Annotated in this window: 20 protein-coding genes; 11 read left to right on the top strand and 9 right to left on the bottom strand. The window is 70.1% G+C overall.

What is annotated here, in order from left to right:
• The first annotated feature begins 157 nt into the window (after positions 1–157).
• Positions 158–643 (top strand): Lrp/AsnC family transcriptional regulator, encoded by a 486-nt coding sequence (locus IPZ69_RS01810; protein WP_235451867.1) that lies wholly within the window; start codon positions 158–160, stop codon positions 641–643.
• Positions 644–716: 73 nt separating this feature from the next.
• Here the strand turns inward: IPZ69_RS01810 and IPZ69_RS01805 are convergent, their stop codons facing one another.
• Together IPZ69_RS01805 and IPZ69_RS01800 are read right to left on the bottom strand one after the other, a co-directional pair.
• The gene (locus tag IPZ69_RS01805; protein WP_235451827.1) at positions 717–1,304 is read right to left on the bottom strand and encodes a TetR/AcrR family transcriptional regulator; all 588 of its coding nucleotides are present in this window, start codon (positions 1,302–1,304) and stop codon (positions 717–719) included.
• On the bottom strand, positions 1,301–2,809 hold the full coding sequence (locus tag IPZ69_RS01800; RefSeq protein ID WP_235451826.1) for a 3-hydroxyacyl-CoA dehydrogenase: 1,509 nt from the start codon (positions 2,807–2,809) through the stop codon (positions 1,301–1,303). The genes IPZ69_RS01805 and IPZ69_RS01800 overlap by 4 nt, the downstream gene beginning before the upstream one ends.
• 159 nt (positions 2,810–2,968) lie before the next feature.
• Between IPZ69_RS01800 and paaN the strand changes: the two genes are divergently transcribed.
• Positions 2,969–4,660 (top strand): phenylacetic acid degradation protein PaaN, encoded by a 1,692-nt coding sequence (gene paaN / locus IPZ69_RS01795; RefSeq protein WP_235451825.1) that lies wholly within the window; start codon positions 2,969–2,971, stop codon positions 4,658–4,660.
• A gap of 13 nt (positions 4,661–4,673) precedes the next feature.
• On the opposite strand, the gene IPZ69_RS01790 is transcribed toward paaN, so the two are convergent.
• Genes IPZ69_RS01790 through IPZ69_RS01780 form a run of 3 tightly spaced genes read right to left on the bottom strand, consistent with a single transcriptional unit; the run spans position 4,674 to position 7,473 of the window.
• A complete protein-coding gene (locus tag IPZ69_RS01790; protein WP_235451824.1) occupies positions 4,674–5,438 on the bottom strand; it encodes a TrmH family RNA methyltransferase in 765 nt (254 codons plus the stop codon).
• Positions 5,435–6,646 carry an HTTM domain-containing protein gene (locus tag IPZ69_RS01785; RefSeq protein ID WP_235451823.1) on the bottom strand — a complete coding sequence of 404 codons (1,212 nt, stop codon included), beginning with the start codon at positions 6,644–6,646 and terminating at the stop codon, positions 5,435–5,437. The genes IPZ69_RS01790 and IPZ69_RS01785 overlap by 4 nt, the downstream gene beginning before the upstream one ends.
• Positions 6,643–7,473 carry a DUF5819 family protein gene (locus IPZ69_RS01780; protein WP_235451822.1) on the bottom strand — a complete coding sequence of 277 codons (831 nt, stop codon included), beginning with the start codon at positions 7,471–7,473 and terminating at the stop codon, positions 6,643–6,645. Before IPZ69_RS01780 ends, IPZ69_RS01785 begins: the two co-directional genes overlap by 4 nt.
• A 333-nt stretch (positions 7,474–7,806) precedes the next feature.
• Here IPZ69_RS01780 and paaA point away from each other — a divergent pair, with 333 nt between their 5' ends.
• The 6 genes from paaA (at position 7,807) to IPZ69_RS01750 (ending at position 12,679) form a co-directional block, all read left to right on the top strand.
• The gene (paaA, locus tag IPZ69_RS01775) at positions 7,807–8,850 is read left to right on the top strand and encodes a 1,2-phenylacetyl-CoA epoxidase subunit PaaA (RefSeq protein WP_235451821.1); all 1,044 of its coding nucleotides are present in this window, start codon (positions 7,807–7,809) and stop codon (positions 8,848–8,850) included.
• Positions 8,847–9,134, top strand: a complete 288-nt coding sequence (gene paaB, locus IPZ69_RS01770; protein WP_235451820.1) for a 1,2-phenylacetyl-CoA epoxidase subunit PaaB — start codon at positions 8,847–8,849, stop codon at positions 9,132–9,134. The genes paaA and paaB overlap by 4 nt, the downstream gene beginning before the upstream one ends.
• Positions 9,131–9,850: a 1,2-phenylacetyl-CoA epoxidase subunit PaaC gene (gene paaC / locus IPZ69_RS01765; RefSeq protein ID WP_235451819.1), complete on the top strand. Its 720-nt coding sequence runs from the start codon at positions 9,131–9,133 to the stop codon at positions 9,848–9,850. Before paaB ends, paaC begins: the two co-directional genes overlap by 4 nt.
• Entirely contained in the window at positions 9,844–10,389 is a 546-nt protein-coding gene (paaD, locus tag IPZ69_RS01760; RefSeq protein WP_235451818.1) for a 1,2-phenylacetyl-CoA epoxidase subunit PaaD, read from the top strand. Before paaC ends, paaD begins: the two co-directional genes overlap by 7 nt.
• Positions 10,389–11,453 (top strand): 2Fe-2S iron-sulfur cluster-binding protein, encoded by a 1,065-nt coding sequence (locus tag IPZ69_RS01755; protein WP_235451817.1) that lies wholly within the window; start codon positions 10,389–10,391, stop codon positions 11,451–11,453. The genes paaD and IPZ69_RS01755 overlap by 1 nt, the downstream gene beginning before the upstream one ends.
• 92 nt (positions 11,454–11,545) lie before the next feature.
• The gene (locus IPZ69_RS01750; protein ID WP_235451816.1) at positions 11,546–12,679 is read left to right on the top strand and encodes an acyl-CoA dehydrogenase family protein; all 1,134 of its coding nucleotides are present in this window, start codon (positions 11,546–11,548) and stop codon (positions 12,677–12,679) included.
• 296 nt (positions 12,680–12,975) lie between these two features.
• On the opposite strand, the gene IPZ69_RS01745 is transcribed toward IPZ69_RS01750, so the two are convergent.
• The 4 genes from IPZ69_RS01745 to IPZ69_RS01730 form a co-directional block, all read right to left on the bottom strand.
• A complete protein-coding gene (locus tag IPZ69_RS01745) occupies positions 12,976–13,305 on the bottom strand; it encodes a rhodanese-like domain-containing protein (protein ID WP_235451866.1) in 330 nt (109 codons plus the stop codon).
• A gap of 59 nt (positions 13,306–13,364) precedes the next feature.
• Complete coding sequence (locus tag IPZ69_RS01740; protein WP_235451815.1) at positions 13,365–14,177, bottom strand: hypothetical protein; 813 nt, start codon at positions 14,175–14,177, stop codon at positions 13,365–13,367.
• 92 nt (positions 14,178–14,269) lie between these two features.
• A complete protein-coding gene (locus IPZ69_RS01735; RefSeq protein ID WP_235451814.1) occupies positions 14,270–15,697 on the bottom strand; it encodes a DUF2252 domain-containing protein in 1,428 nt (475 codons plus the stop codon).
• Between the two features lie 434 nt (positions 15,698–16,131).
• Positions 16,132–16,920 carry a hypothetical protein gene (locus IPZ69_RS01730; RefSeq protein WP_235451813.1) on the bottom strand — a complete coding sequence of 263 codons (789 nt, stop codon included), beginning with the start codon at positions 16,918–16,920 and terminating at the stop codon, positions 16,132–16,134.
• Between the two features lie 519 nt (positions 16,921–17,439).
• Between IPZ69_RS01730 and IPZ69_RS01725 the strand changes: the two genes are divergently transcribed.
• The 3 genes from IPZ69_RS01725 (at position 17,440) to IPZ69_RS01715 (ending at position 23,590) form a co-directional block, all read left to right on the top strand.
• Positions 17,440–17,640 carry an ADP-ribosylglycohydrolase family protein gene (locus tag IPZ69_RS01725; RefSeq protein ID WP_235451812.1) on the top strand — a complete coding sequence of 67 codons (201 nt, stop codon included), beginning with the start codon at positions 17,440–17,442 and terminating at the stop codon, positions 17,638–17,640.
• A 657-nt stretch (positions 17,641–18,297) separates the two neighbouring features.
• Complete coding sequence (locus tag IPZ69_RS01720) at positions 18,298–18,702, top strand: trypco2 family protein (protein ID WP_235451811.1); 405 nt, start codon at positions 18,298–18,300, stop codon at positions 18,700–18,702.
• Between the two features lie 37 nt (positions 18,703–18,739).
• The gene (locus IPZ69_RS01715; RefSeq protein WP_268834097.1) at positions 18,740–23,590 is read left to right on the top strand and encodes a S1 family peptidase; all 4,851 of its coding nucleotides are present in this window, start codon (positions 18,740–18,742) and stop codon (positions 23,588–23,590) included.
• Positions 23,591–23,686: the final 96 nt, after the last annotated feature.

Raw genomic sequence — 23,686 nt, 5'->3', positions numbered from 1 at the left:
ACGTGTCGCCTGTGACCCGCCTCACCTACCGATTGTTCGGTCGTCGGCACATTTTGGCTACAGGCGGCTTCAGGCTGTGGACAAACGGTTCTCCACAACCTGGAATGAACGCAGTACGTCCATGGCAGGAAGGTGGGGGGACATGGCAGCTGAACAAATGGCCGACGGCCCGGACACCGGTGTCGTGTCGCCGCCCGCTCGCCCGCTGGACGCCATTGATCAGGACATCCTGCAGATACTCCAGGCGGACGGCCGCGCGTCCGTACGGTCGGTCGCCGAGCGCGTGCATGTCTCGCGCGCCAATGCCTACGCGCGCATCAACCGTCTCGTCGAGGACGGCGTCATCCGGGGGTTCGGCGCCCGCGTGGACCACGAACGGGCAGGTCAGGGCACGTCGGCATACATCACGCTGAAGATCGTGCAGAACACCTGGCGCACGGTGCGCGAGCAGCTCAGGCAACTGCCCGGCGCCTCACACATCGCCCTGGTGGGCGGCGACTTCGACGTGCTGCTCCTGGTGCACACGCCGGACAACAGGGCGCTGCGCGAGCTGGTGCTCACGCGGCTCCAGGCGATTCCGGAGGTGCTCAGCACCCGCACGCTGCTGGTGTTCGAGGAGGAGGACCTGGAGCCGGAGGGCTGAGAGCCGGGGCTGAGACCGGGAACCGAGAGCCGGGGGCTGTGAGCCGCAGGGCTGCGGCTCACCCCCGCGGAGGTCAGTTCTCGCGGAGCCCGGAGAACACCAGCCGGACCACCGCGTCGGCCACCTCGCGCTCGCTCGCGCCGCGCCCGTCGGGGCGGTACCACTCGACAATCGAGTTGATCATCCCGAAGACCAGCCGGGTCGCGAGGCGCACCTCGACGTCGCCGCGTACGTCCCCGTCGGCGGCCGCGGCCTTCAGCAGCTCGGCCACCTGGTGGTCGAAGTCGCGGCGCCGCTCCAGCGCCCATCGTTCGGTGTGGGTGTTGCCGCGCACACGCAGCAGCAGCGTCACATGGGGCAGCTCGGTTATGAGCACCTCGACCATGCGCCGTACGACGTACTCCAGACGGTCGACGGCGCGCCCCACGCGCGCGTGCTCCTCGTCGAGGATCCCGAAGAGGCCGTCCAGCGCCCGGCTGACGGCGCGGCGCAGCAGCTCCTCCTTGCCGGCGACATGGTGGTAGATCGACGACTTGGAGATGCCGGCCGCCCTGGAGAGGTGCTCCATGGAGGTGCCGTCGTAGCCGCGCTCGTTGAAGACGCGGACGGCGACGGAGAGCAGCGTCTCCGGGGTGTACGTGTCGCGCTTGGCCGTGGTCATGGGGTGCCCTCCCGCTTCTCGGTGGCGTACGCGAGGCGGTAGAGCGCCAGGGACGGTGCGTACCGTCCGGACGGGTCGCGCAGATGCAGATCGTCCAGGAGGTCGTAGGCGAAGTCGCGGCCCAGCCTGCGGCTCCACTCGAAGGGACCCAGGGGGTAGTTGACGCCCAGGCACATCGCGGTGTCGATGTCCTCCTCCGTGGCGACGCCCTTGGCGACGGCGTCGTGCGCCAGGTCGACGATCCGGGCGACCGTACGGGCGACGATCATGCCGGGGACGTCGCCGATGACGCTGACGTCCTTGCCGAGCGCCTGGAAGAGGCCGATGGCCTCGGAGAGGGTCTGCGGCGAGGTGTCCTGGGAGGCGGACAGGGCGATACGGGTGGCCCTGCGGTAGTCGAGGGCGAGGTCGAAGTAGACGACGTCGCGGAACTCGACGGAGGTCTGGCCGTCGGCGAGCACCAGCTGGCCGCCACTGGGCAGCACCAGCCGGGTGCCGTGGTCCTCGTCCTCCGTGCGCAGCTGGATGCCCGCCTCGCGGATCAGGGGGAGCAGCTCGGCCGCCGGACCCATGCCGCCCTCGGCGACGACGTAGGCGGGCGGCCGCTCCTTCTCGGCGGTGTGCGGCTCGGCGGGCTCGGCGCCGTAGTCGTACCAGCCGTGCCCGGTCTTGCGGCCGAGCCGGCCGGATTCGACCAGCCGCCGCTGGGACAGCGAGGGCGTGAAGCGCACATCCTTGAAGAAGGACTCCCACACGGAGTGCGTGACCGACTCGTTGACGTCCTGCCCGATGAGGTCGGTCAGCTCGAAGGCGCCCATCCGGAAGCCGCCCGACTCGCGCAGCACCGCGTCGATGGTGGCCGGATCGGCGGCCTGGGCCTCGTAGACGGCGAAGGCCTCGGCGTAGAAGGGCCGGGCGATGCGGTTGACGATGAAACCGGGGGTGTCGGCGCAGGCGACCGGCGTCTTGCCCCAGGCGCGCGCGGTCTCGTACGCGCGCGTGGCCGAGGTGACGTCGGTGGCGAACCCGGAGACGACCTCGACCAGCGGCAGCAGCGGGGCCGGGTTGAAGAAGTGCAGGCCCACGAAGCGGCCGGGGTTGCGCAGGGCGCCGCCGATGGCCGTCACCGACAGGGACGAGGTGTTCGTGGCGAGCAGACAGTCGTCGGTGACGACGTCCTCCAGGTCCCGGAAGAGCTGCTGCTTCACGTCGAGCCGCTCCAGCGCCGCCTCGACGACCAGGGCGCAGTCCGCGAGTTCGGAGAGGCTCTCCGCGGCCCGCAGCCGGGCCCGGGCCGCGTCCCGGTCGGCGCCGGTGAGCCGGTCCTTCTGGACGAGCCGGTCGAGCCGGGCGCCGATCGCTTCGGCGGCTTCCCGGGCCCGTCCGGCGACGGCGTCGTACAGCCGAACGGGATGGCCCGCGACCAACGCGACCTGGGCGATGCCCTGGCCCATGGTGCCGGTGCCGACCACGGCCACGGGGCTGCTGAGGTCGAGTGCTGTCATGTGCGCGATCCTCCCGCACGGGGTTTTCCACAGATGCGGCAGGCCCCCTTGTACCGACCGATCGTTCGGTTACTCTAACCCTGACTGGCTGTTCCTGCCCATGTTCTGCCCAGGTCATGAGCTCGACGGAGAGCTCTTGAAGCAAGGAGTTGGTCCCGCATGGCCGCCGAACTGACCGCACACGAGCTGATCGCCAAGCACCGGCCCACGCTCGACCAGGCGCTGGAGGCGATCCGGACCCGGGCGTACTGGTCGCCCCACCCCGAACACCCCAAGGCCTACGGCGAACACGGCAGTCTGGACGCGGCGGCCGGCAAGGCCGCCTTCGACGCCCTCCTGGGCACCCGCCTCGACCTGGGCCAGCCCGGCACGGACGACTGGGTCGGCGGCGAGGTCTCGCCGTACGGGACCGAGCTGGGCGTGACCTACCCGCACGCCGACATCGAGACGCTGCTGCCCGCCATGAAGGCCGGCCAGCGGGCTTGGCAGGACGCGGGCGCCGAGACCCGGGCCGTGGTCTGCCTGGAGATCCTCAAGCGCATCAGCGACCGGACGCACGAGTTCGCGCACGCGGTCATGCACACCAGCGGCCAGGCGTTCATGATGGCGTTCCAGGCGGGCGGCCCGCACGCCCAGGACCGCGGCCTGGAAGCGGTGGCGTACGCGTACGTGGAGCAGGTCCGCACCCCCGACACCGCCGAGTGGACCAAGCCCCAGGGCAAGCGCGACCCGCTGGCGCTGACCAAGCGCTTCACGCCGGTCCCGCGCGGCATCGCACTGGTCATCGGCTGCAACACCTTCCCGACGTGGAACGGCTACCCGGGCCTGTTCGCCTCCCTCGCCACCGGCAACGCGGTCCTGGTCAAGCCCCACCCGCGCGCGGTGCTGCCGCTCGCTCTCACGGTGGGCGTCGCCCGCGAGGTGCTGGCCGCGGCGGGCTTCGACCCGAACCTGGTCACCCTGGCCGCCGAGCGTCCCGGCGAGGGCATCGCCAAGACCCTGGCGGTCCGCCCCGAGATCAAGATCATCGACTACACCGGTTCGACGGCGTTCGGCGACTGGCTGGAGGCCAACGCCCGCCAGGCGCAGGTCTACACGGAGAAGGCCGGCGTCAACACGGTGATCGTGGAGTCGACCGGCAACTACAAGGGCATGCTGTCCAACCTGGCGTTCTCGCTGTCCCTGTACAGCGGCCAGATGTGCACCACCCCGCAGAACCTGCTGATCCCCCGGGACGGCATCCGCACCGACGAGGGCCCCAAGACCTACGACGAGGTCGTCGCCGACCTCGCCCGCGCGGTCGACGGTCTCCTCGGGGACGACGCGCGCGCGAACGCCCTGCTCGGCGCGATCGTCAACCCGGACGTCAAGGCCCGTCTGGAGGCCGCGGCCGGCCTCGGCGAGGTCGCCCTCGCCTCGCGCGAGATCAGCAACCCGGAGTTCCCGCAGGCCGTCGTCCGCACGCCCGTCATCGTCAAGCTGGACGGCGCCAAGCCGGACGACGAGGCCGCCTACATGAGCGAGTGCTTCGGCCCCGTCTCCTTCGCCGTCGCCATGGACTCCGCGGCCGACGCGGTGGAGCTGCTGCGCCGCAGCATCCGCGAGAAGGGCGCGATGACCGTCGGCGCGTACACGACGGACGAGCAGGTCGATGAGGCGATCCAGGAAGTCTGCCTGGAGGAGGCCGCCCAGCTCTCGCTCAACCTCACCGGCGGGGTGTACGTGAACCAGACCGCCGCCTTCTCCGACTTCCACGGCTCGGGCGGCAACCCTGCGGCCAACGCGGCCCTGTGCGACGGCGCGTTCGTGGCCAACCGCTTCCGCGTGGTGGAGGTGCGCCGGGAGGCGTAGGACGGCCGGGCGGCTAGGCCCTGTCGGGCATGGACGGTGCGCCCCCGGTGGCGCTCCAGTGGTACAGCGTCATGGCCACACTGGTGGCGAGGTTGTAGCTGGAGACCTGGGGGCGCATCGGCAGCGCCAGCAAGTGGTCGGCACGCGCCCGTACCTCGGCGGACAGACCGCTGCGCTCGGAGCCGAAGGCGAGCACGGCGTCGTCCGGCAGCTTCGTGCCGCGGATGTCCTCGCCCTCCGGGTCGAGGGCGAACAGCGGGCCGGACGGCAGCTCGTCGACGGCCAGCCGCTCCACGGCGGTCGCGAAGTGCAGGCCCGCCCCGCCGCGCACGACCGTGGGATGCCAGGGGTCGAGCGTGCCGGTGGTGACCACGCCGGTCGCCCCGAACCCGGCGGCCAGCCGGATCACCGCGCCCGTGTTGCCGAGGTTGCGCGGCTGGTCGAGGACCACGACGGGCGCACTGCGGGGCACCTGGGCGAGCGCACGCAGATTGGCCTCGCGGGGCGGGCGTACGGCCAGGGCGGCGACGGCGGTGGGATGCGGCCGCGCGACGAGCGAGGCGTACGTCCGCTCCGGCACCTCGGTCAGGAGCGCGTCCAGGGTGTCCCGTACGTCCGGGGCCAGTTCGTCGGCGAGGGCGAGCGCCGCCCGCCGGTCCGTCGTGACCGCCACCGGGACCTCGGCCCCGAAACGCAGCGCGTGCTTGAGGGCGTGGAAGCCGTCGAGCAGCACGGCGGCGTCGGCGCCGCGGCGCCAGAGGGTCACGGGGTCGGTCATGCCGTGAAGCCTACGCGCGCGGGCTCGCTCTCCTCCGGGGCGCGGGGCGAGGGCAGCGTGCGGTCCGCGCGCCGAAGCAGCCGCCCACGCGCGCGTGCCGCCCAGCCGCCGAGCCGGTGCAGGAACGACGTCGGCAGGAAGACCGCGTCCGTGGCGATCATCGCCAGCGAGAAGAACGGCAGCCCGAGGACGACGGCGATCACGGCGTGCTCGGTCATCATCGCGGCCAGCAGGACGTTCTTGACCCGCCGGTTGAACAGCGTGAACGGGAAGGCGACCTGCACGATCACCGTCCCGTAGGTCACGAGCATGACCATCGTGCCGTTGGAGGACAAAAGGTCGGCGAGGGAGGGCCAGGGCGAGAAGGAGTCCAGGTGCAGCGGGTAGTACACCGCCGTGCCGTCCTGCCAGCGCGAACCCTGGATCTTGTACCAGCCGGCCGTGGCGTAGATCAGACAGGCCTCGGCCATGATCACGAGCAGGGCGCCGTTGTGCAGGACGTTGGCGACCACGTCGAGCAGGGTCCGGGGCTCGCCCGCCGGCGCGAGACGGCCGACCAGCCACCACAGGCCGAGCACCGCCCACACCGTCCACAGCAGCGCGGGCACCATCCAGTCGGTGCCGAGGCGGCCCGCCAGGGTCACCGCGGCGAGTATCGACCCGAGCACCGCCCACAGGACCGGACCGACCCGGTCGGTGGCCTCCCGCTCTCCACGCGCGCGTGCGGCCTCCTCGCGCGCCGCGCGGCGGGCGTCCATTGACCACACCTGCCCGCAGCGCGCGAACACCAGATAGAAGGACATCAGGTGCAGCACGTTGTCGCCGCCGTCGCCCACGAAGACGCTGCGGTTCTGCAGGGACAGCACGCCGACCATGAACAGCACGGACATGGTGCGGGTGCGCCAGCCCAGCATCAGCAGGACGCTCGCGACGACGGCCAGCAGGTAGAAGGTCTCGAACCAGCCCTGCCCGTCGAACCACAGCAGGCCCGTGAACGCGCCGTTGTCCGTCGTCAGCTGCTGGGCGAGGTCCCTACTCCACGGGCCGTCGGGGCCGTACAGCTCCTGGCGGTGGGGGAACTCGCGCAGCAGGAACAGCAGCCAGGTCCCGGCGAAGCCGATGCGGATCACGGCGGACTGGTAGGGGCCGAGGGCGGATTCGGTGACGCGGGTGATGCCGCGCGAGACCGACAGGGCGAGACGGTTCACCGCACACCTCCCGCGGCCTCGTCCGCCGTCACCGTCCACCAGGGCAGCACGCGGAACACCGGCTTGTCGGAGACCTGCTCGTCGCTCCACTCGGGCGGCGGCACGTTCGTCGTCCGGGAGCGGACCTGCACGCTCTGTATGACGCCGTCCCGGCTCATCGCGTCCTCCCGGTACAGGCGCATCACCGCGATCCGGCGCAGGTACTGCTCGGAGAGCCCGCCGCGCAGGCCCACCGGGCGGTTCTCGGCGTCGTGCGTGGCGGAGAAGAAGTCCCAGGCCCGGCGCAGTTCGTTCTGCCGGGTGTGGCTGGGCAGGAGGCTGCCGTCGATGGCCTCGCCGTCGCGCGCGGACAGGTCGTTCCAGGCGGTGGTCGCCGTCGTGCCGTCGCGCATGCGGACCTGGGCACGGACCTGGACCGCGATGTCCTGCTGCAGCGGGTTCGGCGCGAACAGCTTCCAGTTCTGCTCGAACTCGGGGTAGATCCACTCCTCGATCGCCTTGCCGTGCTGCTTGGTCATCGTGTTCGCCGGCGCGACGCTCAGGAACACCATCCCGAGGTGCGCACAGGCGGCCACCGCCACGACGGCGACGGCCAGGGCCGCCCCGATCTGGTAGCGGGGCGAGAGCGCGGCCAGGCCGGTGCGGGGAGCCGCCGGTGCTTCGGCCGCCTCGGAGGCCGCGGTGGGTGCGATCTCCGGGTCCGGATCCGGGTACGGGGGCGGAGGAGAGGGCGGAGGCAAGGTCGGCACGGCGTCCTCGGCGGGACGCGCCCCGTCAGGCCCTTGCGGGGCGTGCGGGGCATGGGGATCTCCGTCGTACGCGTCCATTCCGCCCCGTTCCCCGATCCCGCTCCGTCGTCCGGTCGCCCCGCCGTGGAGCGCCGTCAGGTCCGCGAACACCGGTCCCCGGCGCTCGCACGGAACGGTACTCAGCCTCACCCGTCCGGCGCAGCCCCGTGGAGCCGCCCGCGCACGTGGCCATCACCACTCCCGCACCCCGCTGCCACGGCGGTCCGGTGCCGTCGGGGGGTTGTCCACAGCCTGTCGGGACGGTTGTCCACAGCGGTTGACACCTCACGACGGCTCGCCCACGATGGAATCGCACGAACCGAACGATCGGTCGGGACAGTGCTCCGAGAAGCCCGAGGTCAGGGGGACCGCATGGCCACAGCAGCCGCGCACCGTACGGCAGCCACATCGGCGTACGGCGCCCAGGACACCGCCGACACGGCGGCGTACGAGCGCGCCTTCGACGCCGCCGTGGCCGCGGACGAGCGCATCGAGCCTCGTGACTGGATGCCCGACGCGTACCGCGCGACGCTGGTCCGGCAGATCGCCCAGCACGCCCACTCCGAGATCATCGGCATGCAGCCGGAGGCCAACTGGATCACGCGCGCGCCCTCGCTGCGCCGCAAGGCCATCCTCATGGCCAAGGTCCAGGACGAGGCGGGCCACGGCCTGTATCTCTACAGCGCCGCCGAGACCCTCGGCACCGGCCGCGACGAGCTCCTCGACAAGCTGCACAGCGGCCGCCAGAAGTACTCCTCGATCTTCAACTACCCCACCCTGACCTGGGCGGACGTCGGCGCGATCGGCTGGCTCGTGGACGGCGCCGCGATCACCAACCAGGTCCCCCTGTGCCGCTGCTCCTACGGGCCGTACGCACGCGCGATGGTCCGCGTCTGCAAGGAGGAGTCCTTCCACCAGCGCCAGGGGTACGAGCTGCTGCTCGCCCTGAGCAAGGGCACCCCCGAGCAGCACGCGATGGCGCAGGACGCGGTGAACCGGTGGTGGTGGCCGTCCCTGATGATGTTCGGCCCGCCCGACGACGAGTCCCAGCACTCCGCGCAGTCGATGGCCTGGAAGATCAAGCGCCACTCGAACGACGAGCTGCGCCAGCGCTTCGTCGACATCTGCGTCCCCCAGGCCGAGTCCCTCGGCCTCACCCTCCCCGACCCGGACCTGCGGTGGAACGAGGAGCGGGGGCACCACGACTTCGGAGCGATCGACTGGACGGAGTTCTGGGAGGTCCTCAAGGGCAACGGCCCGTGCAACGAACAGCGGATCACCCAGCGCCGGCGGGCACACGACGAGGGCGCGTGGGTACGAGAGGCGGCCGCGGCGTACGCGGCCAAGCGCAGCGGTGCGACAGGTCCCGGTGGGACAGCGACAGGTCCCGGCGGGACAGAAGGAGCGCAGGCATGACGAACACCGACTGGCCGCTGTGGGAGGTCTTCGTGCGCTCCCGGCGCGGCCTCTCCCACACCCACGCCGGCAGCCTGCACGCGCCGGACGCGGAGTTCGCCCTGCGCAACGCCCGTGACCTGTACACCCGGCGCGGCGAGGGCGTCTCGATCTGGGTCGTCCCGGCCGCCGCGATCACCGCCTCCTCGCCCGACGAGAAGGACCCCTTCTTCGAGCCGTCCGCCGACAAGCCCTACCGGCACCCGACCTTCTACGAGATCCCGGAAGGGGTGAAGCACCTGTGACCGCCACGGTTTCGGCGAGCGCGGCGCTCGCCCTGGGCGACGACGCCCTGGTGCTCTCCCACCGCCTGGGGGAGTGGGCGGGCCATGCCCCCGTCCTGGAGGAGGAGGTCGCCCTCGCCAACATCGCGCTGGACCTGCTCGGCCAGGCCAGGGTGCTGCTGTCGATGGCCGGCGACGAGGACGAGCTGGCGTACCTCCGCGAGGAGCGGGCCTTCCGCAACCTCCAGCTGGTCGAGCAGCCGGGCGGCGACTTCGCGCACACGATCGCCCGTCAGCTGTACTTCTCCACCTACCAGCACCTGCTGTACGCCGACCTCGCCGCCGGGGACGGCCCGTTCGCGCCGCTCGCCGCCAAGGCCGTCAAGGAGGTCGCCTACCACCGCGACCACGCCGAGCAGTGGACTCTGCGGCTCGGGGACGGCACCGACGTCAGCCATGAGCGGATGCGGCTGGCGTGCGCGGAGCTGTGGCGGTTCACCGGGGAGATGTTCCAGCCGGTGGAGGGCCTGGACGCCGACTGGGCCGGCATGGAGCAGGCCTGGCTGGAGTCGATCGGCGCTGTGCTGGGCCGGGCCACCCTGTCCGTCCCCGAGGGGCCGCGGACCGGGGCCTGGTCGGCGGGCGCCGGCCGTCAGGGCCTGCACACCGAATCCTTCGGGCGGATGCTCGCCGAGATGCAGCACCTGCACCGCAGCCACCCGGGGGCGTCATGGTGACGACGACCGCGCTGGAGGCGGAACTCCTGGAGCTGGCCGGTGCGGTGCCGGATCCGGAACTGCCCGTGCTCACCCTGCGGGAGCTGGGCGTGGTCCGCGGGGTGCGCCTGCGCGGCGCGGACGCGGTCGAGGTCGACCTGACCCCGACCTACACCGGCTGCCCGGCCGTCGAGGCGATGTCCCTGGACATAGAGCGGGTCCTGCGCGAGCACGGCATGCGCGAGGTCACCGTCCGCAGGGTGCTGGCGCCCGCCTGGTCGACGGACGACATCACGGACGAAGGGCGGCGCAAGCTGCGGGAGTTCGGCATCGCTCCCCCGCGCACCACACGGGACACCGGACCGGTGGCACTGCGGCTCGGCCCGACGCACGTCGGCACAGGCATGGCCGAGCAGACCGCGGATCCCGACCCCGTCCGCTGCCCGCACTGCGGCTCCGCCGAGACCGAGCTGCTGAGCCGGTTCTCGTCCACCGCGTGCAAGGCCCTGCGGCGCTGCCTGCTGTGCAGTGAACCGTTCGACCACTTCAAGGAGTTGTGATGGCCCGCTTCCACCCGCTCACGGTGGCCGCGGTCGACCGGCTCACCGACGACTCCGTGGCCCTCACCTTCGCCGTCCCGCCGGAGCTGCGCGAGGAGTACCGGCACGCGCCCGGTCAGCACCTCGCCCTGCGCCGCCAGGTCGACGGCGACGAGATCCGCCGGACGTACTCGATCTGCTCGACGGCACCCGCCGCCGGCGACGAGGGACCGCGGACCCTGCGGGTCGGGGTGCGACTGGTGGAGGGCGGAGCCTTCTCGACGTACGTCCTGAAGGAGGTGAACATCGGCGACGAGCTGGAGGTCATGACCCCGGTCGGCCGTTTCACCCTCGACCCCGCGCCCGGTCTGTACGCCGCGGTCGTCGGCGGCAGCGGCATCACCCCGATGCTGTCCATCGTCTCGACGCTGCTGGCGCGTGAGCCCGGCGCCCGGTTCTGCCTGATCCGCAGCGACCGGACGGCCGCCTCCACGATGTTCCTGGAGGAGGTCGCCGACCTGAAGGACCGCTACCCCGAGCGGCTGCAGCTGGTGACGGCGCTCTCCCGGGAGGAGCAGCAGGCGGGCCTCCCGACCGGACGGCTCGACCGGGAGCGGCTCATGGAGCTGCTGCCCGCGCTGCTGCCGGTGGACGCGGTGGCGGGCTGGTTCCTGTGCGGGCCCTTCGGGCTGGTGCAGGGCGCGGAGCGGGCCCTGCGGGAACTCGGCGTGGACCGGGCCCGGATCCACGAGGAGATCTTCCATGTGGACTCCGCCCCGTCGCCGGTGCCGGCCGCCTCGGCGCCCGCGCACAGCACCGTGACCGCCCGGCTCGACGGACGCGGCGGCACCTGGCCGGTCCAGGACGGCGAGTCCCTGCTGGAGACGGTGCTGCGCAACCGGCCCGACGCGCCCTATGCCTGCAAGGGCGGGGTGTGCGGGACCTGCCGGGCCTTCCTGGTCTCGGGCGAGGTGCGCATGGACCGCAACTTCGCGCTGGAGGCGGACGAGACCGAGGCCGGGTATGTGCTGGCCTGCCAGTCGCATCCGGTGACCGAGAAAGTGGAACTGGACTTCGACCGCTGACAGAAGCCTGCCGTCCCACCGTTCCCTTCTCCTAGAACCTGTTCTATCTTGACGGACCGTCAGATGGGCGGATCCGCCGGGAGGACAGGACCGTGGACTTCACCTTCACCGAGGAGCAGTTGGCGGCGGCCGAGGCGGCCCAGGGGGTGTTCGCCGGGGTGGCGCCGGACACGGTGCCCAGTCCGGCGCTCACGACCGGCGCCGTGGCCGACGATTTCGACCGGACGCTGTGGACCAGACTCGCCGAGGCCGACCTGCTGAGCCTGCTGCTCGACGAGGAGTACGGCGGGGCGGGCCTGGACCCCATCGCACTGTGCCTGGTGCTGCGGGAGTCCGCGAAGGTGCTGGCGCGGGTTCCGCTGCTGGAGAGCGCCGCGGCCGCGGCGGCCGTACAGGCCTACGGCGGCAAGGAGTTGGCGGCCGGGCTGCTGCCGCGGGCCGGGCGCGGTGAGCTCGTCCTGACCGTCGCCGCGAACGGCCGCACCGGGCACGACCCGGCCGAACGCGCCGTGACCGCGCGGCGCGACAGTGACGTGTGGGTGCTGGACGGGGTGCAGACGGGGGTGCCGTGGGCGTACGGCGCGGACCTCGTCGTCGTACCCGCGCACACCGACGCCGACCGGACCGTCCTCGCGCTCGTGCCCCGTGGGCACGACGGAGCCGTCTTCGCCGAGCAGATCTCCACCAACGGGGAGCGGCTGGCCGAGCTGCGGCTGGAGTCGGCGCGGATCCCCGTCGGCGACGTCATCGAGGCCGACGGCGCCTGGGAGTGGCTGCGCGCGCTGCTGGCCACCGGGACGTGCGCGCTGGCGCTCGGGCTGGGCGAGCGGGTGCTCGGGATGACCAGTGAATACACCGGCAAACGCGAGCAGTTCGGGCATCCGATCGCGACCTTCCAGGCCGTCGCCGTCCAGGCCGCCGACCGCTACATCGACCTGCGCGCCATGGAGGCCACGCTGTGGCAGGCCGCGTGGCGGATCGGCTCAGGAGCGCCCGGACCGCTGCCCGCCTCCGGGGACGTCGCCGTGGCGAAGATCTGGGCCTCGGAGGGCGTACGACGCGTTGTGCAGACCGCGCAGCACCTGCACGGCGGGTTCGGCGCGGACACCGACTACCCCCTGCACCGCTATCACGCCTGGGCCAAACACCTGGAGCTGTCGCTCGGCCCGGCGGCGGCACACGAGGAGGCCCTGGGGGACCTGCTGGCGGCACATCCCCTGAGCTGACCGCGCGGCGGCCGACCTCGCGGGAGGACCGGGCCGGGCCGCACCCCCGGGTGGTTCTAGGTCCTGTCGTCAAACTCGCGTCGTCCGCCCGAAGGGCGGGCCTCGCGGCGTCATGGGGGTCCCCCTGCTCGAGCGGAGCCGAGAGCTTGGGGGAGCGTGCTCTGGGGGTCCCCCCGGACGAAGACTGAGGGAGTGCCGGGCCTCGTCCCTCGTACTGGACGTACTGGGGTCGGGGCCCGGTGCGGCGAGAGTACGTGCATGGCGTCGCGGGGCAGACGCGAGTTTGACGACAGGGCCTAGAGGACGTGCCCCGGTGCGCCCGCGTCCGTGATGACGGGGCGGCCCGCCGCTGCCCAGACCTGCATGCCGCCGTCGACGTTCACGGCGTCGATGCCCTGCTGGACCAGGTACATCGTGACCTGGGCCGAGCGGCCGCCGGAACGGCAGATGACATGGACGCGGCCGTCCTGCGGGGTGGCCTCGGTCAGCTCGCCGTACCGGGCGACGAAGTCGCTGATCGGAATGTGCAGCGCCCCCTCGGCGTGACCCGCCTGCCACTCGTCGTCCTCGCGGACGTCCAGCAGGAAGTCGCCGTCGTTGAGGTCCGTGACTCCGACCGTGGGCACACGTGCTGCGAAATTCATGCCTCCGACGCTACCCGAAGTGCAACGAAAGCCGGCTCGCGCTACTCCTGCGCCAGCAACCCCGCCAGCTCCGCCTCGCGCTCCGCCAGGTCGGCACGGAGCTTCTCCGCGATCTCGTCCAGCAGGGCGTCGGGGTCGTCGGGAGCCAGGCGGAGCATCGACGCGATCGCGGTGTCCTCCAGCTCGCGGGCGACCAGGGTCAGCAGTTCCTTGCGCTGCGCCAGCCATTCGAGGCGGGCGTAGAGCTCCTCGGCGCGGCTCGGGGGCCGCTCGGCGAGGTCCGGGCCCGCGGCCCACTCCTCGGCCAGCTCCCTGAGCAGGGCCTCGTCGCCACGGGCGTAGGCGGCGTTGACGCGGGTGATGAACTCCTCGCGCCGCGCCCGTTCGGCCTCCTCCTGCGCCAGGTCGGGGTGGGCCTTGCGGGCCAGCTCGCGATAGAGCTTGCGGGCCTGCTCGCTGGGGCGCACCCGCTCGGGGGGCCGTACCGCCTGGTCCGTGAGCATCGCGGCGGCCTCCGGGAACAGGCCGTGGCCGTCCATCCAGCCGTTCAGCAGCTCCTCGACGCCGGGGATCGGCATGACCCGGGCGCGCGCCTCCTGCGCGAGGCGCAGGTCCTCCGCGTCGCCGGTGCGGGTGGCCTTGGCCTCGGCGATCAGCGCTTCCAGCTCGTCCAGCCGGGCATACATCGGGCCGAGCTTCTGATCGTGCAGCCGGGAGAAGTTCTCGACCTCGACGCGGAAGGTCTCCACGGCGATCTCGAACTCGATCAACGCCTGCTCGGCGGCCCGCACGGCCCGCTCCAGCCGCTCCTCGGGCCGGGGCGCCTGGGACTGCTCAGCTTCCGGAGTCGTCACCCGACCAGCCTAGGCCACGACGGGATCGAGCCCCTCCGCTTCGCGCATCCCGCCCGGCGCCCGGTGCTCCGGGCGCCGCACCCCGCGTCCACTCAGACCCCCATCTCGGCCGGGATCCGCCCCGACCGCACCGCGGCCACCAGTTCCTCGTGGTCCGCCTCCGTGCGGTCGGCGTAGGCGACCGCGAACGCCGCTATGGCCTCGTCCAGTTCCTCGTTCTTGCCGCAGTAGCCGGCGATCAGGCGCGGGTCGGCGCTGTGGGAGTGGGCGCGGGCCAGCAGAGCGCCGGTCATGCGGCCGTAGTCGTCGACCTGGTCGGCGGAGAGGGCGGCGGGGTCGACGCTGCCCTTGCGGTTGCGGAACTGACGGACCTGGAAGGGGCGGCCCTCGACCGTCGTCCAGCCGAGCAGGATGTCGCTGACCACCTGCATGCGCTTCTGTCCCAGGACCACCCGGCGGCCCTCGTGGTCGACGGGCGGTGCCTCGAAGCCGGCCGTCGCCAGATGCGGGACCAGCGCCGAGGGACGGGCCTCCTTGACCTGCAGGACCAGCGGTTCGCCGCGGTGGTCCAGCAACAGGACGACGTACGAGCGGGTGCCGACGCTGCCCGTGCCGACCACGCGGAACGCCACGTCGTGCACGGCGTGCCGGGCCAGCAGCGGCAGTCGGTCCTCGGAGAGAGTGGCCACGTACGACTCCAGGGACGCGGCCACGGCCGCCGCCTCCGCGTCCTCGACCCGTCGCAGCACCGGCGAGGCGTCGACGAACCGGCGTCCGCCGCCCTCGACCACCTCGGTCGACTTCGCCGCGAACCGGCCGCTGGTGTTGGCCCGTGCCTTCTCCGAGACCCGCTCCAGCGTGCCGAGCAGGTCATGGGCGTCGGTGTGCGAGACGAGCTCCTCGTCCGCGATGGCGTTCCAGGCGTCGAGGACCGGCAGCTTGGCGAGCAGGCGCATGGTGCGCCGGTAGGCGCCCACGGTGTCGTGCGCGGCCGCGCGGCAGGTGTCCTCGTCGGCGCCCGCCTCGCGGCCGGCCAGCACCAGGGAGGCGGCGAGGCGCTTGAGGTCCCACTCCCAGGGGCCCTGCACGGTCTCGTCGAAGTCGTTCAGGTCGATGACCAGTCCGCCGCGGGCGTCGCCGTACAGGCCGAAGTTGGCCGCGTGGGCGTCGCCGCAGATCTGCGTGCCGATCCGGGTCACGGGGGTGCGCGCCAGGTCGTAGGCCATCAGGCCGGCCGAGCCGCGCAGGAAGGCGAACGGCGTCGCGGCCATCCTGCCCACCCGTATCGGCGTGAGTCCTGTGATGCGGCCCTGGTTGGACTCCTCGACCGCGCTCACCGCGTCGGGGCGGGAGCCGTCCACGTCGAGGAGGCTGTGCGAGGTGCGCGGCACGCTCGCCCGCAGCGCCTTGCCCTCCTCCTTCGGCGACCCCTGCGGCGGCCACGCCGCGAAGCCCGTCACCCGGGGCAGCCTGGGCGCCCCTCCCGCCGTCCGAGCCGCTTCCGCACCAGCATCGGTCACCGCGACCGCCTCCCCCGAACCCGTACTCACCCGCGCACTCGCACGAACATCAACTGCGCAGACCGTACAACCGGTGACCGAAACGCGTCAGACCCTGTGGACAACTCCGCGGTTGTGCGAACCGGACTCACACGGTCCGCCCCCCATCACCACTCCGTGAGAGGTTCCTCACACCCAGCAGTCGGGCCGTTCCGACGAGGAGTCAGCCCCCGGATCCACAACCGCCCACGGAGACAAGCATCACAACGCGGCAACGACCGGGGAAAATTAGGGGAAAACGAATCAGGCGGCACCATGACTGGTGCCGCCTTATTCGGATGGTGGGGCACCGACGGAACTCGCTGATCGGGCGAGATGAGGGGCCCCTGAAGATCGTTTCCCACGCTATACCCCCGGTTTTCCCGCATCCCTGGTCAGCAGCGCGATGGGGAAGCTCACGCAAGGAGCCCGCTGCCCTCGCCACGCTCACCGTGGACCGTGCGCTGCCACACCAGTGCAGGGACGTCGGCCACCAACACGGTGTCCAGAGCTTCCACGCCGCTCTCCCGAACAAGCTCGGACACCTCCCCTTCCAGCGGAAAGTCCCCCTGAAGGGCGTCGCAATGCTGGCAGCCATTGCTCAGATATCTCTGACGCATCGTGGCGCTCCAGCGCGGCTTGATCGAACTCGCCAGCCAGTCGACTCCGGCTTGCTCCAGCAGTTCCCTCACCCACACCAGCGAAATTCCATCCACCGACCTCGGCCCCGGGTCGGTGAGGGCGGGTCGAAAGGGGCGCAGGCCGACAACACAGGTGCTGACCTCACCACATTTCCAGCAGGGCCGGTTCAACGTCAGAATGCGTACGGAGATCGTCGCGCCACAGCCCGCCGGAGACTCGCTCGGAAACCATGAACCGACCCCGAACTGGTCATTTTCATCCCAGCGCTCATGCCGGAACGCGACTTCTTGGCACACGGGGCACTGAACTCTCCGCCTGCCGTCATCCCAGGTGACGAGCACCCCGGCGCCCGCTGCGACCTCGACCGAGCAGTCCATGCAGGCTCCGGCGAACCGGTTGGTCCCAAACCGAGGCGCGCCACCGACAGGCTCGTCCGCGGCCCGGGGTGCGGCGCTGCGAGTGACCGGATACCGGCCATCCGGATCCGGGGCGTCGGCCGAGCAATACACCTGCCATCGATCCTCGCGCCGGACACGGACACCCACACCGGGCTCCACGTACACCGAGCAATGATCAGCCGCGCATACGGCCCCGTACTTGTTCGAAGACAGTTGGCCCATCTGCCTGCTTCAGCTCCCTCCCGCACGCCCTCATCCGCAATGGCGGCAGAACCCGAGTGGACTCGCCCTACCACCGCCTCTCACCGTAGCCACGACTGAACAACCGGCAGCTGCCACTACCCGTCCACCCAACCTCGATCGGCCCCAAATCGTGTGGATCTCGACCCTCATCCCGACATCCCACTATCGTCTCATTGACGATAATCGAGATGTCGTGCCAAGCTGGCCGAGCGTCAACATGCGGAGGGGCAAGCCTCTTTCGGCGCTCTGTGCTTGCATCGTCCCGGTCGATTCCGCCCGGGACTTCTGTCTCTACGCCACCGCCCGCCCCGGCCTTACCGCACGCCGCCGCACCCTGAGGAGTTCCCATGGCTCATTCCCGGCAGCCCCGCACTGGACACGCTGGCCGCCGACCGGGCCGCCGGTGTACTGCTCGGCGCGGCTGCGGGCGACGCGTTGGGCGTGCCCTACGAGTTCAAGGCGACGCTCCGCGACGACCAGCAGCCGCGCATGATCGGTGGTGGCCTGGGACCATACGAGCCTGGCGAGTACTCCGACGACACCCAGATGCAGGTCTGCATCGCCAAGGTCGCGGCCAGCGGAGCGGATCTGCGCACGCCGGGGCCCTTGACGCGATCGCCGCCAATTTTCAGGGCTGGCTAAGCGGTGGCGCCAGTGACGTCGGCGCCCAGACCCGTGCCGTCCTGAGCGCCGCCGACAGCGCCCCCGGAGGACCGGGCGCGGCGATGCTGGCCGCCGCCCGCAGTTTCACCGACGTCGGTCTGGTACGGGACGACGACTTCGAGACGTTGGGGTGGCGCTCCTTTCGGGCGGGCCCCGGGCGTCGGCGGTGAGAAAGGCGGCGACCGAGTGAACCGTGCCGACTCCTCGCCCTCTTCTCGGCATGGGCTGCTGTAAGGGGGTGACGGGAACGTCCCTGCCGCGTTGGTCGGCGGGCGTCAAGCGGGGCACCAGCCGGACGTAGGAGACCATTCCGAGGATCTCGATCAGGTCTGCGCCAACCGCGGCGAGTGCCAGGGAGTTACGGGTCCCTCCGGCGAAGACGATCCCCCGCCACGAGCGCGTCCAGGCTGAACAGACGGGTCATAGCCCTCCCGGCGAAGCCAATGGCGAGACCTGCACGGACGGAGTTCTCGCCAACGGCACCATACCGATGCGCGTCCCCACGACCTGATCAGGCAGGTGATTCCTCAACTACCTGGCCGTCCCCGGAACCCCTGGCCGGTCAAGAAGTGCACGAGTTGCTCACAGTTTGTACGGTTTTATTAGGGGGATTGACCTCATCGGGTGGTGGTTTTCGTGGCCGACGACTTCGATGGCCCAACGCTGGCGGCGGCGATCGCCCAGGTGCGAAGGGAGCTAGCGGAGGCACTGGCGGAAGGTGAGGGCCAGGCGGTGCGCTTCGGCATGGCAGGGGTGGAGCTGGAGTTCCTGGTAGAAGCGCGGAGAGTGGCTGGTGGCGATGCGGGGGTGCGATTCCATGTCGTTTCGCTTGGAGGGAAGGCGGAGCATCAGCGAACGGAGACAAACCGCGTGAAGGTCTCATTGCAGCCGGTCGGACAAGACGGGCAGCCCCTGAAGGTTTCAGCCGAGGTGGAAGGCCGGCCAGATGCGCGTCAGAGCGACGCACAGCCGACCGGCCTGGATGACGAGAAGTTGAAGTTGGGCGCTGGTGGGACCAGGCGGCCTGACAGCAGGCCATAGCGGGTCGCGTGCAGCAGTTGCCGGAGAGGTGAGCGGGATGGTTCGGGTCCCCGAGCGACTAGTGGAGGTGTGGGCCTCACCTGAAGCCGCAAGCGTCGGCTCCTCGGGCTCCGGATGGGTGGTAGGCGATCGGGGCGTGCTCACAGCCTGGCACGTCGTACAAGTGTACGAAAAACTCCGAGAACTTGGAGAACTGGGCGGGGCACTCCAAACACGGCTGGGGACCGCCCAGGGAACCGAGGATTGGCGCGACTGCACGGTGCGATGGTCGGATCCCTGGCACGATGTCGCTCTGCTGGAAGTGGTTGACCCACGGTGGCATGCGCCGGAATGCCCGTGCGAACTCGCGGATATCGGTGACCACCCTCTGGCGTGCGATGTTGTGGGGTTTCCGGAATCGGAAGTGCGCCCGGAAGGTGATCGGGAGACCGAGCATGCCAGCGGGCGGTTGATGTCCGCGGGCGGCGCGCGGGGCGGGAGTGTCAGATTCGATGTCGATTCCACCAGCCCCGAAAGGCCTGAGTTGTGGCAGGGCATGTCCGGTGCCTTGGTCCGCGACGAGAGCGGCCGCCTTGTAGCGGTGATCACGGACGCGCACAAGGGTCGAGAGCGGCGGCGGTTGCTGGCCACGGCCATCACCGACATCACAGACACGGAGGGCTTCTCCGAGGCATTCCGTGATGTGGGTCAGGAGCCGCAGCTGGCGGAGGCGTTGGGCAGACCAGTCGCCACGTCTCCAGCTACGGCTACCTCCGAGGCCCTGCCCAACGGTTTCGGTGACTGGCCCTCCGCCGACGCCCTCTTCACCGGCCGCGCCGACAAACTGAAGTCGGCCCTTCGCCGCTTCCGTCATCGCGCCGTCCTCCCGGTGCACGGACCGCGTTACGCCGGAAAACAGGCGTTCGTCCGCGAGCTGTTGGCGACACGCCAGGTGAAGGACTCCGCGCCGGAAGGCAAACCCTGGCTACTGCTGGAGATCACCGTCACCAACGCCAGCGCCGAGTCCCCCGTCCTGGAAGCTTTGGCCTGCGCGCTCGACGTCCGCCTCCAAGACGTGAATCCGAACACCGAGGTCGACGATGGCGACCCTCGCCCCGGAATGATCATTGACCGTCTACGCGAGCACGCCCAGGGACGCACTCTGCTCATGGTCATCAACTGCGCGCGGCTGGGCTACGACCCCAGCCAGATCCACAGTGAGCTGGATCAGTTGCTCGCCCACCCCTACTTCCGGAACACGGCCGACATCATCATCTCCCGCGTGAAACTCGGCGACGTCCGCGGCGACGACCAACTCGACCTGCAGGTTGACGTTCAACTCGACGAACTCCAGCACGAAGAGGCTTCCGATCTCCTGACTGCCCTCATGGCCCAAGAGGGCGTGACAGTAGACGGCGACAACGTCATGAGCCGTATTCAAGACCGGCGCCTACGGCTCCCAGGCGTCCTCAGCCAAAGCACCACGAGCTACCTCAGGCGCAACGACATCGACGGCGCCCTACCCGACCCGGCGTCCTTGGCCGCTGCTCTGCTGGAGGGAGCCGCACCCAGCATGGCCAGGACCCTGCACGAAATAGACTGCCGCCTCACGTTTGCGCCCGACAGCACCAGCGGCACTCCCGAACCGCTCGCCACCCTCGCCGTCTGGGCTCTTGCCGACCAGATGCCCCTGCCCCAGCACGTCCTGGAGTCCTCCTCCGTCGGCTTTTCCCACCTCCTCCTGTCGCGCCTGGAACACGCACGCGTCCTTTCCCGCACCGAACCGGGACACGTCGTCCTGGGGCAGGCCAGCGAGCAGGCGCTGCGCTCCCTCCTCATTGCGGCGCTGACCCGCGATGAGGGCATGAACGATGACACTCCGCCCGTTCTCAACCCCGAGTACCTCGACCGTCTCTTCCCTGCTGAGCTGGACCTCCTAGAACTGGACCGACGCCTCTGCAAAGCAGCACGTCCGCTGCTGCTCACAGCCGGGAGCGCACTCGAAGACGACGAGAACGCAGACCCAGCATTCCAGGCCAAGCTCCGCTCGGCCCTCGGCTGGATCGAGGACGAAGGCGGCAACAGGCTCCCCAAACTGCACGAGACCCTTCGCCCCCTCGTACTCGGGCCAGCTGGCGATGCTCCCTACCTGCCAACGTCGCGGGACGCTCTTGAGCAGCCTCCCATTGCCCCCTTCGCTACCGGCCCCCTGGCCGACGCCTCGGCCGGCGAGGAAGACGTCAACCCACTCGCCGCGCTTGACCGCCTCTACCACACCGTGGCGTCCGTCACCCTGGCTGCGCGCGCCGGAGGCGCGGCTGCGGAGACCGGCGCAGGGTTCGTCGCTGCCGCAGAGGAGTTCTCCGCAGCACTCGGCGACTGCGATCCTGATCACGTTCCTCACAGCTTGCTGCGCTCCGTCGATGCCTCGCTGGCGCTCACCGGCAAGCGGCTCGGGCTGCGGGTGCGACTGCTCGACGTCCGTCGCGCTGCGCTCGACATAGTTCTCGCCGGCGCACGCCGACCGGGTCCCGGCCAAGCCAGCCGCATCACGCTCGCCGTGTCCTGGCTGCTCAACACGGCCGACACTCTGATCGACGCCGACCGGCTCGACGATGCCCGAGATCTCGTCCAGAAGGCGGATGAGTTGGTGGCCGGCGCCCTCCCGCGGGACAACATGGCGCGCAGCGTCCACACCCGGCTCCAACTCCACAGCCGTATCGCACGTGTACGAAGCCGTACCCTGCTCGACTCGACGGAGAGCCGCCAGGAGCTGGTCAACGTGGTGGGCAACGCCGTCGCCGGCCTGAAGTTCGCGCACGAACGGGGCGTACCACTGTCTCTCTGGTCCATGCGACTGTTCGAGTCGGCCCTTCTGCTTCTCCAACAGAGTTCCACCGATGAGGAGCTGGTGGAGACCCGCTCCCTCGTCCTGGGAACACTGGAACACTGTTGGGGCAACAGACACTCCTGGCCGTTGAACATCTGCGTCTCTGCGGCACGCTTCCTACGGAAGCTCCACGCCCGGTGCGACGACCCGGCCCTGAAGCAGACGGGCGCCAAAGAAGCCATAGAGCTGCTGGAGCATCTCCCGGAAGCGACTCCCCAGCCCACCTCCACGCCGGAGAGTGCCCTCTCCCCGGATGACCAGAACGCCGCCAAGGTCCTGAGCTCTTTGGCCCAGGCGTACGGGTTCCTCGCTCACGCCCTCCGCGAGAACCAGCGCATCGGTCCGGCCCGCGCCCGCCTGGAGAAGGCAGAAGAATACGCCCGTGCTGCGGTGGCGCTCGCCCCCTCCGCCTTCTCATACCAAGTCTGGCTCCGCCAGGTCCTGGACATACGGCGGTTCGCACCACGCACCGGAACGGCGAGCACGGAGGCGGAAACCCGACGGCACGCCTGCATCAAGGAGGTCCGTAGCTGGCTGTCAAAGGGCGACTCCCGGTCTCACGCCCACGCCCTACTCGACCTCAACTGCCTCGAATCCGACTGGGGTGAGCAAGGTAGCTTGCGCGGCGCCGCCCAGCAGCCCGGCGAAGACTTCCTGCGGCTGTCGGCAGGCGAACAACGGCGACGTATCGAACCGCTCTACCGCGAACGCCAGCCGAAGATCAATGCGCACCGGTACCGCTACGGCCCTTCAATCGAACTGTGCGCCCTGGAGACGCGGCTGGAGCGCGAATACCGGCGCTGGACAGGAATTATCGACTTCAAGCAGGCCAGACAGGACCAGAGGAACGGGATCGGCTCGGGCCCCCCAACTAGGGCACCACAGGTCGACAACACCCCGATCTTCACGATCTTCAGCCAAGCCACTGATCTGTGGCCCGGCGAAGCGCGGCTGATCGCCGCCGAGGCAGCGTTCCACCGCTACATCTGGAATTGTGATGAGGCCATCACCCTCTACGAGTACCTGGTTCACACCGCGCCCAACGGCGAGATCCGGCGCTTCGCCCGGCTGTCTGCCGCGGAGGCGCTACTGGCCGACGTGGAACACACCTCACCCGATAAGCGGCAGAACTGGTATCCACAACTCATCCGGGCGCAGACGCACCTCAACGCCATCCTCCGGCATGACGGCCGTGTCGGCCTGGCTGTCGTCCTCCGCGAACGGACCGCCATCCGGCTCGGCCAACCCGTGAACTGGGATCCCATCAACTCCGCCTTTGAAACCATCGTTGGCGACGACTACGCCGGGGCCGTCGGGTGCTTCCTGGACCGTCGGCGACACGGGCAGGAATCCGGCCCGCACCGAGTCAGCGACCAGGTACACATCACATACCAGGGCCCCGCCGAATCACCGGAACAACAGCGACTCCGCGACCTGTTCGACAAATCCGCAGCCGACTATGCAGTCTCTGAGGGCGCCCTCGTGACAGCGGATGCCTATGTGCACGATGAGGAAGACGAAGACCTCGATCAGGGAAATTCTGAACTTCTCGGAGAGCTACTACTGACGGACTTCACCAGCGTGCCGCTGCTGGACGGCCTCGGAAAGCTCTATCTGGACAGGGCCAACGAGCTGATCAGCAAACATCAGGCGCTGTGGGGATCCGACCCAGATCCCAGTTCCAGCATTGCTGTGGAAGCGGCAGACCACGCCCGACATGCCTACGACTGCTTCGACGCCTGCCGCGTTCTGCAAGACGCCCACGGCAACGAATCCATCGTGACGAAATTCGAACGCGGTCGCGCCATCACACTCGCGGCGAAATACCTCCACCGTCCGAATCCGTTCCCCTTCCCTTGGCTCCACGAAGCGCGGCCGCTGATCAAACAGGCGAACAGGCTGCTGGCAACAGCCCGGGACAACAGCGTAGGTGGGTTCAACGCCGTCTGCGCCCGATGGCTGTGGGAGAACCGGGATGTGCAGACACACCTAGGCCTCATAAGACCTCGTGACCCTTGAGGGCTACAGTCATACGCCAACACCTTTCGCTTTCCCAAGTCCGTGAATTGCAGCCGGCAAGAGGCACGCCTGTTGCCCTGGATGCACAGCGTGATC

The organism is Streptomyces olivochromogenes (genome assembly GCF_021538895.1).
GTDB classification, from domain to species: Bacteria; Actinomycetota; Actinomycetes; order Streptomycetales; family Streptomycetaceae; genus Streptomyces; species Streptomyces olivochromogenes_A.
This window is presented reverse-complemented; position numbering and strand designations above follow the sequence as displayed.

What these genes read in the sequence shown, in the direction of transcription:
- IPZ69_RS01805 (WP_235451827.1), bottom strand. Translation starts at nt 1,304, where the DNA reads ATGACCACGGCCAAGCGCGACACGTACACCCCGGAGACGCTGCTCTCC.
- IPZ69_RS01810 (WP_235451867.1), top strand. Translation starts at nt 158, where the DNA reads ATGGCCGACGGCCCGGACACCGGTGTCGTGTCGCCGCCCGCTCGCCCG.
- paaD (WP_235451818.1), top strand. Translation starts at nt 9,844, where the DNA reads ATGGTGACGACGACCGCGCTGGAGGCGGAACTCCTGGAGCTGGCCGGT.
- IPZ69_RS01800 (WP_235451826.1), bottom strand. Translation starts at nt 2,809, where the DNA reads ATGACAGCACTCGACCTCAGCAGCCCCGTGGCCGTGGTCGGCACCGGC.
- IPZ69_RS01715 (WP_268834097.1), top strand. Translation starts at nt 18,740, where the DNA reads ATGGTTCGGGTCCCCGAGCGACTAGTGGAGGTGTGGGCCTCACCTGAA.
- paaA (WP_235451821.1), top strand. Translation starts at nt 7,807, where the DNA reads ATGGCCACAGCAGCCGCGCACCGTACGGCAGCCACATCGGCGTACGGC.
- IPZ69_RS01790 (WP_235451824.1), bottom strand. Translation starts at nt 5,438, where the DNA reads ATGACCGACCCCGTGACCCTCTGGCGCCGCGGCGCCGACGCCGCCGTG.
- paaB (WP_235451820.1), top strand. Translation starts at nt 8,847, where the DNA reads ATGACGAACACCGACTGGCCGCTGTGGGAGGTCTTCGTGCGCTCCCGG.
- IPZ69_RS01780 (WP_235451822.1), bottom strand. Translation starts at nt 7,473, where the DNA reads ATGGACGCGTACGACGGAGATCCCCATGCCCCGCACGCCCCGCAAGGG.
- paaN (WP_235451825.1), top strand. Translation starts at nt 2,969, where the DNA reads ATGGCCGCCGAACTGACCGCACACGAGCTGATCGCCAAGCACCGGCCC.
- IPZ69_RS01755 (WP_235451817.1), top strand. Translation starts at nt 10,389, where the DNA reads ATGGCCCGCTTCCACCCGCTCACGGTGGCCGCGGTCGACCGGCTCACC.